This is a genomic window from Colwellia sp. 6M3, from assembly GCF_014077595.1.
GTDB lineage: Bacteria > Pseudomonadota > Gammaproteobacteria > Enterobacterales > Alteromonadaceae > Cognaticolwellia.
On record NZ_JACGWF010000018.1, the window covers coordinates 40,614 to 55,748 of the forward strand.

Genomic DNA, 15,135 nt, shown 5'->3' on the forward strand with positions numbered 1-15,135 from the left:
TTGCTCCTTCAATTATTTTAGCGGTTTTAAAGTTGTATAACCTTTACGATATCACATATTTATTCTTATCTTTATTAGCTTATTTCGTTCAGCCTTTTACTTTTTTGTATTCGTTAGCGTTTTTACTGCATCAGCTAAGTCTTTATCAACTTGTGTTGGTTGTAAATCAATAACTCGTCTAAACTTGTCGTATTCTTGCTTAGCTTTTTGTTTTACTTGCTCTGCTGATATTTTTCCCGCATGGGTTAATACATCAAAATCACTTAACTTAAGAAAATCATCTAACTTCTTAGACCAATCAATCATTTTCATTAACTTGCCATTTCGCGCCTGCAGCTCAGCAAACTCAAGATAAGACGTTACTAAACGATTTAAGGTTTCTAGCTCAACCTCAGACAAGAAGTTCTTACCTATTATCGCCTCTTTACGAGTTGGCTCTCTGCCTTTACCTTTACCAGCATAATTGGTTAAACCTAAGTGCGCCTTATCAGCATCTATACGTTGGTAAGCAATTTCTGCAGCCGTGTGACCATGCGCCGCCCAATGCATTTTATTTTGTACTTGAGAAAAAAAATTCACGCTTTGCTGAGCTTTACCATCGTAATCAATACTTGTTGCATAAATATCGCACACTTTACGCCAAAAAAGTTTTTCTGATGATCGAATATCGCGAATACGATTAAGTAATTCTTCAAAATAAGGACTAGATTCAGGTTGCTTTAAGCGCTCGTCATCCATCACAAAACCTTTAACTAAATACTCTTGTAAGGTTTTGGTAGCCCATTGTCTGAATTGCACCCCTTCTTTCGAACGAACGCGATAACCTACGGCTAAAATAGCTTCTAAGCTGTAATGTTCAATTTCTCTTGTGACCTGTCTAGAACCTTCTTGGCGAACTATTCGGAATTTCCGAATGGTTGCATTTTGATCAACCTCACCATCGTTATAAATATTAGATAAATGCTCATTTATGGTAGGTACACCCTTCTGATATAAGTCAGCAATTAGCGCTTGAGTTAACCATAAGCTATCAGATTCAAATCGACATTCAACTTTAGTACTACCATCAGCACTATTAAATAAAATAAACTCACCATTAGGTGCTTCGGGCATTAAGTTATTACTCATTAATTACTCCGTTATTTTTCATGTTCTAGTGTTTTAGCTTCTGTTTGTGCTTTTTTCTTATCAAACTTGTCTTCCAATTGCGCTTGTGGTGCTTTTAATCTTTCTAATTTAGCTAACCGAGGGAATATTGCTAATACCTCTTCAACAATATCAAACGCCAGCAATAAGTCATCTTCATCTACATTATCAGAATGAGTGCCTTCATTACCTACTAAACGTAATGTATTCAGAAAGCTTGCTTCTGTTGGGTACTTGGTTTCCAACTCTTTTATTTGTCGAGCAAGAGCATTTGGCTTCATACCTAACTCACTACAGAACTTTTCTATTGCTCGCCTCAACTTACTAGCAGATGAGTTGGTATCAATATGAAAGTAATTAAACGCACCTAATAGTTCTAACTGTATTGATGCTGGAACGGTAGGACTAATTTCAAACATAGGCACAGGTACTGAAAAGTGATCTATTTTATATAGAGAAGGTAATTGCTTTTTTTCCGTATCCTGCTCAGCCTGTTCTTGAGACAAACCTGTAACCGTTATATTGTCATTGCAGCTGGCGCAAGTCATAAAGGCTGTAAACTTACAAAAGTGATAATTTGGTTTTACTACTTCATGGTAGATCACTGCTGCCGCACCAAATAACCCTAATACAGAATTACTTCCCAGCATTTTCCCAATGAGTTTTTCTTGTACTACGGCTTTTTCTTTTTGCTTGGTAAGTTCTAAGTTAAAGTGGCGCGAAGCAATTTTTTTGTAATTATTAGATACTTCACGACTAATGATACTACTTTCATCTATGTTCAATGATTCTTGATGGCAATAAGGGCAAGGTAGGTTGGGGTACTCATCTAAGGCGACGAAGCCTAATATTGATTTCCATTTGCTAGTATTCACGAACTAAATCCTTTTAAAACTTCTATGATCTCTTTACTGAAAATAAAACTGAATATTGAAAAAGTGCCTAATAAATAAGGAGCTATAATATCTAAGTTTTCTCTATGGGTTAAATACCTGGTTGTACGATACCTAAATTCATATTTTAATATTCTAATATATGCCTTAAAGTTAATTTCATCTTTAGCTGTTTTTTGCTTTTGTTCTGTATCTTTTTCTTTATTTTTATTTTTATTTTTATTTTTAGCTTCCTCACTTTTAATACACATTAAATCAACTGTAGCAAAATTCTCATGACCAGAACCCGTGCCAGAAAACCAAGTATATTCAATATGCCTTCTGAAAAAAGGTGAACAACGATATTTAGCTTTATAAGGGCCACAATCTTGATTATTTTGATCTCGTATTAAATTTTGTGGTTTTAAATCATCAATTAACCCTTCACTAATATCTGCTTCTTCATCATACAAATGAAAATATCTATCGCCTAACATTCGTTCTGTCCATACTTTATAAAGTTCATCATGATATGGGCGAGCATAGTTGTAGTAGCGAATCATTAGGAAAGCGATGGATAGTAGTAATAAATAAGCAATACCATCTTGATTAGTGAAGCTAATCTTCATGATAAAGGTATTTGCCTCTACCACTTTTGCGCCAGAGAAAGCGATAGCTAATAGAATGAGTGAAACTACTGTCAGCAATTTACGCTTAGCTTTTAACCCTTCATCAGCGTCAATACGCTGAGTTAGTGTTAATTGCTTTGGTGGCTCTACAGCAGCTATTGGAATAGGTGAAACTATTGATACTTGCACTGTTTTATCAGTCATTAATAGTCCCTTGGGCTGAGGATTTAGGAGCCTGCCAGCTTCTTACATCTATTTTCCCCGTAACGGCTGCGGATATTAGTGCTGTACGGCGTTCTTGCATTAACGTAACGGCATACTCTGCTTTGTTGATTAAATCATCGCACTTAGAGGTGTAAGATCGGATGTACTGGTAAATTGCAGCTTGTTCTTTTTTTGGAGGAAGTGCAAAAATAAAATTATTTATAATATCAGAAGGCACACGCTTTAAGCCCCCTGCGCCACTCATTGATGCTGTTGCAATTTCCATGAATATATCTTCTTGAAGTCGATAATATAGATAGTCATTTAGTATTTTTGAATTTGCTCTTAATACATATATCTCAGAAGAGCCGAAACCTATGCCATTTTCTAATCCTCTAGCTACAACCATGTTTTTATTTTCAAAACATGGGGTTACTTTGGCCATCAAAACATCTTCGTTCTCAAAATATGTATATCCATCAATAACCTCGCCGACGATGCGAACTTCGTCCAAAACAAGTATATCTGTTTTTAACTTCTCCATTGGAATGAAGCTGCATTTATTTGTTCTGGCATTTTCAACGTGTGATTTTTTGGGGGTTAACTCTGCAACATACTTAATTTTACTTACAACCCACCCTTCTGGCACTTCACCTAACCACTCAATACCTGAATCGCGCATTGGGCCTCTTGGGTTTAGACCTTTGGTGACAGCATGACTGATCACGGCTTGCCGCTTTTCTTTTAGTAGTTTTATTAGCTGTTGTTGTTTTTCTATCAGAGTATCGATTTTGTCGGTTTCGTGGTCGAGGAAGTAGGCTATTTTTTCTTGTTCTGAATATTCAGGAAGAAGTGTATAGAAGCACTTAAATTCTTTTACATTAAGATTATCCTTACCAAATCCAAACTTTAGCCGGTGAACTTCAGCTTTACCGTATGCTGAATTAATACAATAAGTTAAATACTTATTTAACAACCCTTCACTGGTTGTCACAATTAATGTTGTAAATGTATGGCAATCATCAAATTCTTCAGGAACGATACAAGCCAACCCAAGATTTGATCCTGTATGTACAGCAATTACATCTCCCTTATACACTACTTTTCCAGAATTAGCAGCCGCAAATTTTTCATCCAAATACAACATATCTGAACCATCAAAGTATCCCTCTTTAATGTTCATATTTCGTATGATTGGAACACCTTTATCCCTGTAATATCCAGTAACAGATGTAGCTAATCCGACTGAAATTCTTTTTGTGGCAATTGATAGTGACTGCACTACCCAATGAGAGGGTAACATTCCCAAACATTCTATTCCTGAGTTTTTATACTCAGGATAAGCCATATACTTTCCGCTCAAGGTTTTTTCGCCTGCCATTACGAATGCACCTCTTGCAGAAGGTTCATTATCTCGGCAGAAACAGCATCTAAATCTGCATCAATTTCGACTAAATCTCTTGGCGGTTGATACTGATAAAAGTGGCGATTAAACGGAATTTCGTAACCTACAATGCCTATTTTTTGATCTTTATCGTCTTTTTTATTGGCATCTATCCACGCATCAGGCACATGCGGTTGAACTTCTTTTTTAAAGTAAGCTTCGTTGATGTCATTTACTGCTTGGCTAGGGTCAAGAGCTACATTTTCATGATCACGTAAATCACCATCAGCTTTATATTCCAAGACTCTCTTTCCGTTACCTGCACCACCGCTCTCTTCAAACAAACCATAAAAAGGGTCAGCTGCGGCTTTGTGTACCTTCTTAATAACTTTTTCAGCTGCTGGGTTTTTCCAACTAACTGCCGCAGTAATTTGTTTTTTCTCTTTAGCTTCGAGTTTACTATCTGTGTCTTTACAAGCATGACTAATTACAGCATCGAAAGTATTCATGTCGTCGCATTGTGCATTACCAATCAAGTATTGTAGTTTCTTGGCTTTCAATAATATAGATTGTTGCATCAGCCATGTTTTACTATCGAGTAAGTCATTAATTTGTTTTTCTTTTAAGTCACTAAAGTGGCTTTTTACATAAGCGCGAACTTCTATAGCGACATTATCCAATATTCCATATTTCTCACAGTCAGTATTATCTGACCAGTTGGCGCCAAACTCTTCATACACCCACTTCATCGGTGCGTTTAATGGTTTGGCGGCAAAACGTAGCTCAGCAATACGTTCATCACTGAATTGGTAGCTTTCACGTAGTGGGCGCTCGATGGTTATTCGACGATAACCAAACTCATAACTAGCAAATATTTTACTAGCGAAGGTTTTTGGTGCTTCGGTTTTAGGGTTAGCTGATTGTCTGCCGCGATTACTTTTTGTTTCTGCTACTTTGTTTAAGCCTAATTCATTCAATGTAGTAGCATCAACCACATCAAATTCACCAAAGGTACGAGTGATTAAGGCAATGTCATCAGAGTTCATTTCATTACGTTTACTACCTAACGATTTTCGCATTTTTCCACAGAGGTTTACGCCGTTAATAAGCTGTACTTTACCTTTGCGTTCATCAGACTTTTTATTTGAGAGTATCCATATATAAGTAGCGATACCTGTGTTGTAAAACATATCTGTAGGCAATGCGACTATGGTTTCGAGTAAATCAGTTTCGAGAATATAACGGCGTATTTCAGATTCTCCTGAACCTGCTCCACCCGTAAATAATGGTGAGCCGTTAAGAATAATACCAATACGACCGCCACCATCACTTGCACCTCTAAGCTTATTAAGCAGATGCATTAAAAATAACAATGAGCCGTCAGACACTCTAGGTAGTCCTGCACCAAAGCGCCCATCAAAACCTTTTAGTGTATTCTCATCTTTAATGGTTGATTCAATCTTTTTCCAATCTACGCCAAATGGTGGATTAGATAACATGTAATCAAACTTATCAGCGTAAAGTTGATCGTAAGATAGCGTATTACCTAGCTTAATGTTGGTAACGTCTTGCCCTTTAATTAACATGTCGGCTTTACAAACAGCGTAACTTTCAGGATTAAGTTCTTGCCCATAAGCACGCATTACTGCTTGTGGATTTAATTCGTGTACGTATTCCATTCCTGAAGAAAGGAAGCCCCCCGTACCAGCTGTAGGGTCGTAAATTGTGCGGATAATGCCTGATTTAGTTAGAGCATCATCATCTTCCATAAATACTAACGAAGTGGTAAGTCTAACAATATCGCGTGGGGTGAAATGTTCACCAGCGGTTTCATTTGACCCTTCAGCAAATCGTCGTATCAGTTCTTCAAAGGTTAGTCCCATATCGTGATTGGTTATGCCAGTGGGATTTTGAGGGCTTTTGGGACTCAAATCAGTAGCGCGTACTTTTTGTACCACCTTCCAAAGTAAGTCAGCATCATTGAGCTGGCCAATAAATTCAGCAAAGTTGAAGTATTCGAATATTTCACGAGCGTCTTTAGAAAAAGCTTGAATATAACTTTCAAGGTTAGCTTTGATACCAGACTCACCTAACTTAGACATATCCATTTTTGAGGTATTAAAAAAGCTTAATCCTGCAGGGTTACTTACAGATTTTGTTGCCCTTAGTAACATTTGTTCTTGAGCTTCTTCTGACAAAGCCATTTTTGATAATTTTTCAACTTCGGCTAACACTTGTTCTTTGCTTTCTTCTAATACGCCTTCAAGACGTCGTAATAAGGTAAAAGGGAGAATAATACGACCGTATTGAGATTGTTTAAAGTCACCACGAAGAAGGTCAGCAATAGACCAACAAAAGGTTGCTAGATTATTAGGAGTTTGGTTCATTTAATTTCTCTTTGTTAGTTTAATCGCCAGTTTATGCGTAAGGTTGAAAACCATTATCGTCTTGGCTCATTAAACACATTAATTTAGGGTGATAAAATAGTTTTTCTTTGCCCTGTTGCATTTCTTCTAGCACGCCAATTTCTGCCAGTTGTTTTAAATAAACTGAAGCCGTTTGTCGTTTAGCAATATCGCGTTCAACTAAGTTATTAATACGGCAATATGGTTGCTCAAAAATAGTTTGAACAAGTTCATGGCTATATATTTTAGGCAAAGCTACTTGTATATAGTTACTGGTATTTTCAATAAGGGATCTTATTGCTGCTATTTTTTTGGTTGTCCACTGCGCCGTTTCAGTGACACCATTAAGAATAAAAACAATCCATTCTTCCCAATTAGCATTTGAGGTTACACTTGTTAATAGTCGGTAATAGTCCGCTTTATGTTGGACGATATAGCGACTTAAATACAAAATTGGCAAGGTTAAAAGCTCTTGCTCTAATAAATAGAGGATATTGATTATACGGCCTGTTCTGCCATTGCCATCGTGAAATGGGTGAATAGCTTCAAACTGATAATGACTAACTGCCATTTTAACTAGTGGGTCGATATCATCTTCAGCATGTAGAAAGTTTTCCCAATTAGTTAATAAATCTCTTATAGCTGCTTCACCAATGGGTGGGGTATAAACTATTTCTTGAGTATCTTGATTACTAATTACCGTGCCAGGCACTTTTCTAATATCCATACCCGTACCTTTCAAGGTACTGCATACATCTACCGTAGTATTTGTACAAAGCGGGCGTTTAGCTAATTGAAGATAACCGTCGTACAATGCGGTTCTATATCGTAGCGCTTCCTTGGTTGCCGGATCAGCTAAGCTATCTTCCTGAGAAAACTGAAATAACTTATCGGTAGTGGTAACAATGTTTTCTATTTCTGAACTGTCTTTTGCTTCTAATAAGGGTAGAAGATTTACTAATAATTCTTGATTCGGTAATAATTCGCCTGCTTGTTTTAGTTCAGCAAGTGCGGCACGCGCAGGAATACAGGCTTTGAGAATAGGGATAGATTCAATGTTATCTATAGCGGGTGGTAATAACGGCATATTATTAAAAGGAGTTTCAGCTTGCCATGACATGTTTATATATTCTCAATATTTCGACATGAAAATAGTATATGTTGATCGGATCGACACGTAAAGGTGTTATGTCGAATAAATCACAATATATCGTCATGTTCAATTGTCATGTGGATGGTATCGACATAGTGAGTGTGTTGCCTATTTTTAATTGGACTCAGTGGTTAGCACTTACACAAAAAACAACAAGAAACAAAAAGCCCCGATTAACGAGACATTACACTTCACAGCACGCTTACGAATACACAAGCCAACCACTTTACCCACCCCCATAGCGTTACTTAAGGCGTAAAGTAACTACAAGTTTAATTTCGGCAAGACATCTCTAAACGAATCTCTAATACGAGCTATATCATTAACTACATAAACATTATCTGTCATTGATGCAAAGTGAACTGCTGACAACATCACTAAACCATTTGAGCTGATCATGATCTGTTTAAGTAACTGTAATGGATAACCATCTTTATGACGTTGCATTGCGTGAATCCCACCATGAACAAAGGAGCTTGAAGCTTTCCACGTCAAATGTCTAAATTCACTCAGCATACGTGTCGCTTCTGCGGGAGCTTTTCCATCGATTTGTTTGATCATCTCAGAATGAGATGGCAAACCATTGTCTGCGTTCGCGGTATCTGCCGACAATTTCTGCATAATTCGCTCAACTTTATTATCTGTTGCTCCCCAAAGAAGCCACACTGATCTTGTTAGCGCATCGAACTGAAGCCTTAGAACTGCCATTGCTGATGTGTAATTTCCTACATCCATTAAACTTTGAAGTGAGTGAGCATGCTCAACGGCCACATCGCACATAATCCAACTTCCAAACCAGCGATTAATGTTCTGACCGGGACCAAGAATAATTATTGGGTTAATTTCTTTTATCAATAAATTAGACTTTGCTAACAAAGATTCCATTTAGTTAACCTTGTCTATCACAAGTTGTATATCACACTCATCATTAACCAAGTCATAAGGTACGACATTAAGTTGTAACCCTGGTTTAAAAGAAAAGTGTTCAAGTGGTGTTTCAAAATTTTCATGTTTGGGATAAATAAGATACAACTCACCTTCCCCGTTCATATACTTTTCGCCATAGGCAAACAGTTGATACATATCTGATTGAGCAAGATTATACTTATCCTTACCCGTCTTTAGGTTTTGATTAAGCAGCTTCCACTTAGTATCCATTACGCTAACAATAGTCTTGTCGTTATAAACAACAATATCAGGGCGCAGCTTGAACCAGTTTTGCTCCTTATGCTTTGTTAATGCTTTACTCTGGGTTTGCTCTGTTATTCGAAGCGGCTTACTTATCTGGCGTTTTAATTTTGCAGCTACATATCGCTCAAATAACACTTCCATTGGAAAAAGAAACGATACGCCGTTATTCACTCCACTCATCGTTATCGGCGACTGTTGGCTAAGTATCAATTCACACCAAGGCTTTATATCTCTATAGTGCGCAAGGGTGCGATCTTTCGACCACTTTCTAAAATCACTTTTGTAATCAGTAGATTTTTCAATATCATGAAATACAAATAATAATTCTCTAGCTAACCTTTGATTATTTGTACTTTTTGCCCACTTAAATACTTGCGCTATCGCAGAATGTAATATTCTATTTTCCGCCCTGTCGGTGGTAAAAACATCATGAGATACTTGAAAATAGTGCTGGCGACCAGGACGCTGCCTGATCTGTTTAGCTGTAAGCAGCTGTCCTTTCAAAAACGAAGTTTCTTTTTCGATACGCTTATATTGGCTTCGAAGCCCTCTTTTAATCAGCTTCGATGTTGCTTGTAGAAATTGGGTTATCAGCACCTCAAACAATGGCTGTTTTAGGGTTTGTAAGCTCGACTGGTGAAACTGCTCTAACTTTAACTTTTCAACAACTGACAACATCTTTAATAAAGTTTTTCTCGCTAACTCTGGATTTTCATCATTAGCGGTTACTTTAGGTAGTATTTCAATGCGGCTACCACAGGGAGTATCGAGCACACCAACAAAGTTAACCACTTGTAAAGCAATGCTTTTACCTTGGCGCTTAACTCTAATAAGCTCTCGGTTACTTTCACCGACACCTTGCCCATTCACTAATAGCCACTCAAAAGCACTTGCCGGTATTGAACTACAACTAATATCGCAATTATTACCGCCTTTAACTAAGAGACCATACTCCCGTATGGTTATTTCTTTAGTTAATTGGCTCATAAATACCAATATAAGCTAGAGGGTCTGTTAAAGCAGCGTTATTACGAATGTAGGGCTGAATACCAGTTAACTCCCACTCATCGCCCATTAATTTACTAATTTCAGACGACTCAAATTTTTCGATAATAAAGCGTAGATTATTGTCTGACTTCAATTGGTCACCTAAAACTTGCCCAACCCGCTCCCAATCTTCAAAAAAGTATTCTTCAAGTAGAGGTAATATTTGTAACTCAAAAATACTAGTTAACTTTTTAATTTCCGGCTGATCTTTTAATGATAAAAAGAAGCTATGACCGATTGTATGCTCCCTATCGTAAAGTAACTCTATGCGCTTGTTTATCGTTTCAACCAGTCTCCTGATATTAATACCATCAATGTCTGGAATATCTTCCAACACATCATAATCAGTCATCATTTCAATAAACTCAAAACGACGCCTTAATGCTATATCAACTTGTGCTAACGACTTATCTGCAGTATTCATAGTTCCTATTAAGAATAGGTTTGAAGGTACTGAGAATGGAGTTTTTGAATAGGGTAGTTTTACAGTTATTGTTTCTTCACCGCCGGCACGCTTGCTTGGTTCTATCAATGTTATTAATTCACCAAAAATGTTAGCAATATTACCGCGATTAATTTCATCAATAATTAAAACAAATGGTTGCTCTTTAGCGCTACTTTTTACAGCATTGCTTTCTGGATCTTTTACGCCTAAATGTTGTTTCAAATACAGTAAAAATCCTTCAACATATGAAGAATTATAAATACCGTCTTTAGAGCCAGATAAATATAACTTTCTTACATTGGCAATTGACGCTACATACTTAGGGTCTGTGCTTTCAGTTGAGCGTGGAAAAACTTTGAATGTTGCTCCACCAGAAAACTCAATTTCAAATGCTCTACCACGTACGGTTTTCATCTCTATACGCTTATCAGCTTCTTCACATTTTTCTTGTAACTGCTTAACCGCTTTATCGAATGAATCAGCAGCCACCACACCACCAACGCTTGACGACGCGCGATCACAAATAGCTTTAAATATACCATCTTCAACGTCATAACTGACTTGATTGCTTTCACCTGTAGAAGCTTTAATTCCTTCAACAAAATCTTCATAACTGAAACTTTGATGGAAAGTAACAAAGCTGATTCGGTTAGCTTTTAATAGACTATCAAAGTGTGCTTTAAGTGCAGTACGGTTGGTATGATTTTCTGCTAAAAATTGTGGTGCTATTATCTCAAGTGCTTTGATAATGGTAGAATAAGTTTTACCTGTTCCAGGAGGGCCATAAAGAATCTGATTTAAGTTTGGTGCTGATAGTTCTCTTGTCTTTGTCATTACGGTGTAATCTCCTTTAGGCTCTGTTATAAGAGGTTTGTTGATATCCCCTTTCCATAAACGCCTCAACGGTGCTACATCATAATAATCGAGTTCATTAGTCTCAAATTCTTTTTCAAATTTCTGACGAAGCTTATATAAGCGCTGATCGGCCTCTCTTGTTTTCATTTTATTGAACTGAGCACTAGTAATATCAGTACATTGAATCAATATTGCTTTCCTATCTGTGTTGCCAAAAATACGCTCATGAAATTCTGGATAAAACAGATACAACAACATATGCCTTAATTGACGTTGTTCATTTTCGGGCACCTGCTCTAACCATAATGAAAATTCTTGGTAATCGTCTAATAGAGTAATGCGCTCTTTTTGAGGTAATGATAATAGCTTTTTAGTGATATTAATGAAGTAACAAAGTTCACGCCAGCGCCCAGTATTATATGCAGTGCCTGCGCTACCGATACCAGAAAGCACATCACTATTAAGGTATTTATCGTATATATCTGTACTTATCTCTGAAAATTTTTGCCCCGAAAACTCAAGAACTTGTTTAATATTTTTTCTTGAAGTTTCTGCGCCGATATTGCTTGGACATAACAACATAAACCACATCATTTCACTTGCAAGTATTTTAGCTTGTGGGCTAGCCTCAGCTAATTGAACTTTTAACTTGCTAAAAAAATCGCCTTCACCTTCATCTAAGTTTTCAACAAAATAAACAACTAATTCTTTCACACAGTCAGGTGTCCAAACTGACTCGCTGGTGAAAAGTGAACCACCATCGATAAGGCATTCTTTTTTGAAATCACTTACCGCAGTTATAGCTGCTTTGGAACTTCTATCACCACAAAATATAGCCATTACTTCCACTAATCCTTAATCGAATAAACCAGTATTGAATAGCCACATATTTTTCGAATATGAAAGCACCTTCCAATATATAAATACCTTTATACTTTTTCTTCCAATTTTTTCTTAAAGTCCTTTTCAACGCTAGCATGAAAGGCTTCATCTACAGGGAAACAGCGCATATAGCCATTTTCACTCAGTGACAGCCATTTCGATAATGCTAAAGGTATTGCTCTTCCTTGTTCTGTATTCATACCTTTTAAATAATTATCTGGCATTTCAACGAAGTCTGACACAATGAATGAGCCTACGGTCGGAAAATTAACACCGCCATATCGTTCGGTGTAATCATATTCAAGTAATGTTTGGCCCTCATAAATTTCACTAATCCAATTACGTTTAACTATTTGACCTGTCACTAATAAATCATGTTTGAATAACAATGCGCAACATGCGGTAAAATATGCACGAGACTTCCAATAATGAATTCCCCAGCGCCCTAAAAAGTGGTACTTGTATATTTCACGTTGATTTATTTCACCTATAGGCTCTGCGATCACAAATAATGAGTCGTTATAAATATTCATTAGTTTTTTATCGGCTATCAGTGCATAAGCAGATAGTTTGTCTGCATCTGTTTTTTCGACTAAGTCAGCTATGTATGAATCAAACCTTTCAGGGTGTTTGTAAAAGTCAGGAATATTGTAAATTTCGGTAGAACTACCTTCAAGCCAATCTTTATTTACTCCAAATAATACAGCGGCATCATTGATAATTTCAGACGTGATTTTTTCTAGTAGCTTTTCATCGGTAGCGCAAAAAGGAATATCTAAACCATGGCCAAAAAACTCTTCAATTTGATTACGGTGAACACCGTGAGATTCAAATAATGTGATTAAGCGTGTGGCGATAGTTTGTTCTACAACTTTAGGTTGTTTAGCTTCTTTTTCTGATGGGGCTTTCCAGAAGAATTTATATGCTGCAAGTAATGTCCCTATGCAGGTACAAATAACAGCAACAATTTTAAGAATATCCATATTTCAATAAATCCCTAAAAAATATTTTATCAATAACCTCAACAATTATTACTCTGTACGATAACTGTGATCATCTGGATGAGCTGCTTCAGCTGTTACCTCAATATATTCAGGCTCACCAAAACCATTTGCCCCAATAAGTTGCTTATAAGCAAGTGTAAATTGGACATCAATGGTATCTCCACAAAACATTTTATCTTCTTGGCTAGTGCCTGAAACACAGCCTGACATTTCAAAAGAACAGGTGTTTTTTTTGGTATCAACATTCATATCATTAACTACAAATTCATTAATCTCATCAAAAATAGCATTTGTATCTGCCATTTGGCTGTTAACTTGATCTAATTCTAATATTTCAAAACCATTATCTTCAATGTAACTTACAGCTTCTTCTCTTAATGAGTCACTAGGAATCAGCTTGCAATGTTTTATCACTTCAAATACTTGAATTACGAAATCAAACAACTCACTTTCATCAATTACTTCGGTACCATCTTTATCTAAAATACTTTTCAATTCATCTATAAACTCTGATGATTCGTAAACTACAAATGATAAATTGGATAAGTTTGATTGTGTGAAATTGCTATCTGTAATTAGATCATTAGCTGTTGAGTAGCCAAATACTTTTGCAATAATTAAGGCAATAGTATCGACTTTAAGGATAAAACCTTGTTCGGCAAGATCCTCTGATAATCTAAAGATATATTGATATGCCGTAGGGAAGCGTAATGTTGCTATCTCATTCAGATGTCTAGCTTTAGTAACTTCATGGGCTTGCTTTTCTTTTTCTGCACTTCGTTGATGTTTCTCTAGCTCTAGATTCTCACTTTTTACTTTAACTTCTTCTTGCTCTGCACGAGCTAATGCTTCATTGGCCTCAGCTGTCTTCATTTCAGCTTCAGCTTGTTCTTTGTTAGCTTCTGCTTGTTCTTTGTTAGCTTCTGCTTGAGATTTTTTAACTTCTGCTTCCTTCAGCTCTTGTTCAAATTTAATTTTCTGGCCAAGGTAATCGTTATCAGGGTTTGATTTATATTTTTCTTCATTAAGTAGAGCTAACTTTATCTCTTTCGTGATATCTGTATCAACCACTTCATTGAAGCGAAGCAACTCTGCATGTCTTTTGGTCTTTTGCGTCCAAACATTTAAATACGGTAAGACAAAAACGTAAATCAGTGCCATTATCAGCGGCCATAACCAAAATTGATAATCTGAAAAATTAGTGGTCTCTTGAAAATGCTTCAAACGTTCGGACAGTGTTCCACTTCCCCAAAAAAGCAATAAAAACCGATCCCAGTTAAATAAAATCCAAGAACTTATAAAAGCACCTATCACAGGGCTAGTGATTCTTACTTGATTATCCTTTGCCCAGCTATTTAATATATCCTTCATTATTACAACTTCCTTTGCTCATCAAGCTATACAGCTTTGACTTCCTTTTTAGTTTTTGGCTTAGCTTTCGCTTTAGTGTTTATTGCAGTTAATTCAGCTTCTATGTCGCGCTAATAACACTTTTGTTAATCAAATCAAACATAACAGAAATCACATTTAACTCAAACATGATTATCTATCAAGTTATGTCATTTAAAGTAATACTTTTAAAATTACAGGTAAAGGCCTCTTTGCTTTGCGGTAGATTTATTAGTGTTAATGGTTTCTTTCGCCATCCGCAGCAATACCTTGTTTATTTTATTGCTGGTGCCGTTTATCAATTTACTCACATAAAGTTGAGTGATAGCTAATCCGGATGTTGTTGTAATACCCGAATCTTTAAAGTGTTTAACAGTACCTTTTATCGTTTTTACCACAAGGTATTTTGAAATGACTTCATCTTCGAAAGTTATTTCGTCTTTGAGCAATAAATCCCTTATTGCATTTAATTTTACTCCATTTTTTTTTGAATCTTCAACTACGTTGTATTTTTGGATTTCAAGTAAAT

At 36.4% G+C, this 15,135-nt stretch carries 13 protein-coding genes; 1 reads left to right on the top strand and 12 read right to left on the bottom strand.

The features are described from left to right. Positions 1-96 precede the first annotated feature (96 nt). From H4J50_RS06020 to fic, 6 genes are read right to left on the bottom strand one after another with little or no spacing between them, the layout of a single operon-like run. The gene (locus H4J50_RS06020; RefSeq protein ID WP_182255108.1) at positions 97-1,128 is read right to left on the bottom strand and encodes a virulence RhuM family protein; all 1,032 of its coding nucleotides are present in this window, start codon (positions 1,126-1,128) and stop codon (positions 97-99) included. Between the two features lie 11 nt (positions 1,129-1,139). Next, positions 1,140-2,021, bottom strand: a complete 882-nt coding sequence (locus H4J50_RS19845; RefSeq protein ID WP_182255110.1) for a DUF4145 domain-containing protein — start codon at positions 2,019-2,021, stop codon at positions 1,140-1,142. Continuing rightward, complete coding sequence (locus tag H4J50_RS06030; RefSeq protein WP_182255112.1) at positions 2,018-2,851, bottom strand: hypothetical protein; 834 nt, start codon at positions 2,849-2,851, stop codon at positions 2,018-2,020. The genes H4J50_RS19845 and H4J50_RS06030 overlap by 4 nt, the downstream gene beginning before the upstream one ends. After that, on the bottom strand, positions 2,844-4,232 hold the full coding sequence (locus H4J50_RS06035; RefSeq protein WP_182255114.1) for a restriction endonuclease subunit S: 1,389 nt from the start codon (positions 4,230-4,232) through the stop codon (positions 2,844-2,846). The genes H4J50_RS06030 and H4J50_RS06035 overlap by 8 nt, the downstream gene beginning before the upstream one ends. Beyond that, positions 4,232-6,622 (bottom strand): class I SAM-dependent DNA methyltransferase, encoded by a 2,391-nt coding sequence (locus tag H4J50_RS06040; protein ID WP_182255116.1) that lies wholly within the window; start codon positions 6,620-6,622, stop codon positions 4,232-4,234. Before H4J50_RS06040 ends, H4J50_RS06035 begins: the two co-directional genes overlap by 1 nt. A gap of 31 nt (positions 6,623-6,653) precedes the next feature. Then, positions 6,654-7,760 carry a protein adenylyltransferase Fic gene (gene fic, locus H4J50_RS06045; protein ID WP_182255118.1) on the bottom strand — a complete coding sequence of 369 codons (1,107 nt, stop codon included), beginning with the start codon at positions 7,758-7,760 and terminating at the stop codon, positions 6,654-6,656. Positions 7,761-7,828: 68 nt separating this feature from the next. Between fic and H4J50_RS06050 the strand changes: the two genes are divergently transcribed. Next, complete coding sequence (locus H4J50_RS06050; RefSeq protein ID WP_182255120.1) at positions 7,829-8,035, top strand: hypothetical protein; 207 nt, start codon at positions 7,829-7,831, stop codon at positions 8,033-8,035. A 22-nt stretch (positions 8,036-8,057) separates the two neighbouring features. Here H4J50_RS06050 and H4J50_RS06055 read toward each other — a convergent pair whose 3' ends face one another. From H4J50_RS06055 to H4J50_RS06080, 6 genes are all read right to left on the bottom strand, one after another. Next, positions 8,058-8,573, bottom strand: a complete 516-nt coding sequence (locus H4J50_RS06055; RefSeq protein WP_182255122.1) for a DUF6988 family protein — start codon at positions 8,571-8,573, stop codon at positions 8,058-8,060. A 105-nt stretch (positions 8,574-8,678) separates the two neighbouring features. Next, a complete protein-coding gene (locus tag H4J50_RS06060) occupies positions 8,679-9,971 on the bottom strand; it encodes an McrC family protein (RefSeq protein ID WP_182255124.1) in 1,293 nt (430 codons plus the stop codon). Next, positions 9,955-12,171, bottom strand: coding sequence for an McrB family protein (locus tag H4J50_RS06065; RefSeq protein ID WP_182255126.1), 2,217 nt, complete (start codon positions 12,169-12,171; stop codon positions 9,955-9,957). Before H4J50_RS06065 ends, H4J50_RS06060 begins: the two co-directional genes overlap by 17 nt. A gap of 89 nt (positions 12,172-12,260) precedes the next feature. Further along, positions 12,261-13,196, bottom strand: coding sequence for a hypothetical protein (locus tag H4J50_RS06070; RefSeq protein ID WP_182255128.1), 936 nt, complete (start codon positions 13,194-13,196; stop codon positions 12,261-12,263). Positions 13,197-13,244: 48 nt separating this feature from the next. Then, entirely contained in the window at positions 13,245-14,588 is a 1,344-nt protein-coding gene (locus H4J50_RS06075) for a hypothetical protein (protein WP_182255130.1), read from the bottom strand. Positions 14,589-14,800: 212 nt separating this feature from the next. Further along, the coding region (locus tag H4J50_RS06080; protein ID WP_182255132.1) for a hypothetical protein at positions 14,801-15,135 on the bottom strand (335 nt) is incomplete at its 5' end.

Bases quoted from the DNA above. Each gene is read 5' to 3' on its own strand.
- H4J50_RS06020 (WP_182255108.1), bottom strand. From the start codon at position 1,128: ATGAGTAATAACTTAATGCCCGAAGCACCTAATGGTGAGTTTATTTTA.
- H4J50_RS06030 (WP_182255112.1), bottom strand. From the start codon at position 2,851: ATGACTGATAAAACAGTGCAAGTATCAATAGTTTCACCTATTCCAATA.
- H4J50_RS06035 (WP_182255114.1), bottom strand. From the start codon at position 4,232: ATGGCAGGCGAAAAAACCTTGAGCGGAAAGTATATGGCTTATCCTGAG.
- H4J50_RS06040 (WP_182255116.1), bottom strand. From the start codon at position 6,622: ATGAACCAAACTCCTAATAATCTAGCAACCTTTTGTTGGTCTATTGCT.
- fic (WP_182255118.1), bottom strand. From the start codon at position 7,760: ATGTCATGGCAAGCTGAAACTCCTTTTAATAATATGCCGTTATTACCA.
- H4J50_RS06050 (WP_182255120.1), top strand. From the start codon at position 7,829: ATGTCGAATAAATCACAATATATCGTCATGTTCAATTGTCATGTGGAT.
- H4J50_RS06055 (WP_182255122.1), bottom strand. From the start codon at position 8,573: ATGTGCGATGTGGCCGTTGAGCATGCTCACTCACTTCAAAGTTTAATG.
- H4J50_RS06060 (WP_182255124.1), bottom strand. From the start codon at position 9,971: ATGAGCCAATTAACTAAAGAAATAACCATACGGGAGTATGGTCTCTTA.
- H4J50_RS06065 (WP_182255126.1), bottom strand. From the start codon at position 12,171: ATGGCTATATTTTGTGGTGATAGAAGTTCCAAAGCAGCTATAACTGCG.
- H4J50_RS06070 (WP_182255128.1), bottom strand. From the start codon at position 13,196: ATGGATATTCTTAAAATTGTTGCTGTTATTTGTACCTGCATAGGGACA.
- H4J50_RS06075 (WP_182255130.1), bottom strand. From the start codon at position 14,588: ATGAAGGATATATTAAATAGCTGGGCAAAGGATAATCAAGTAAGAATC.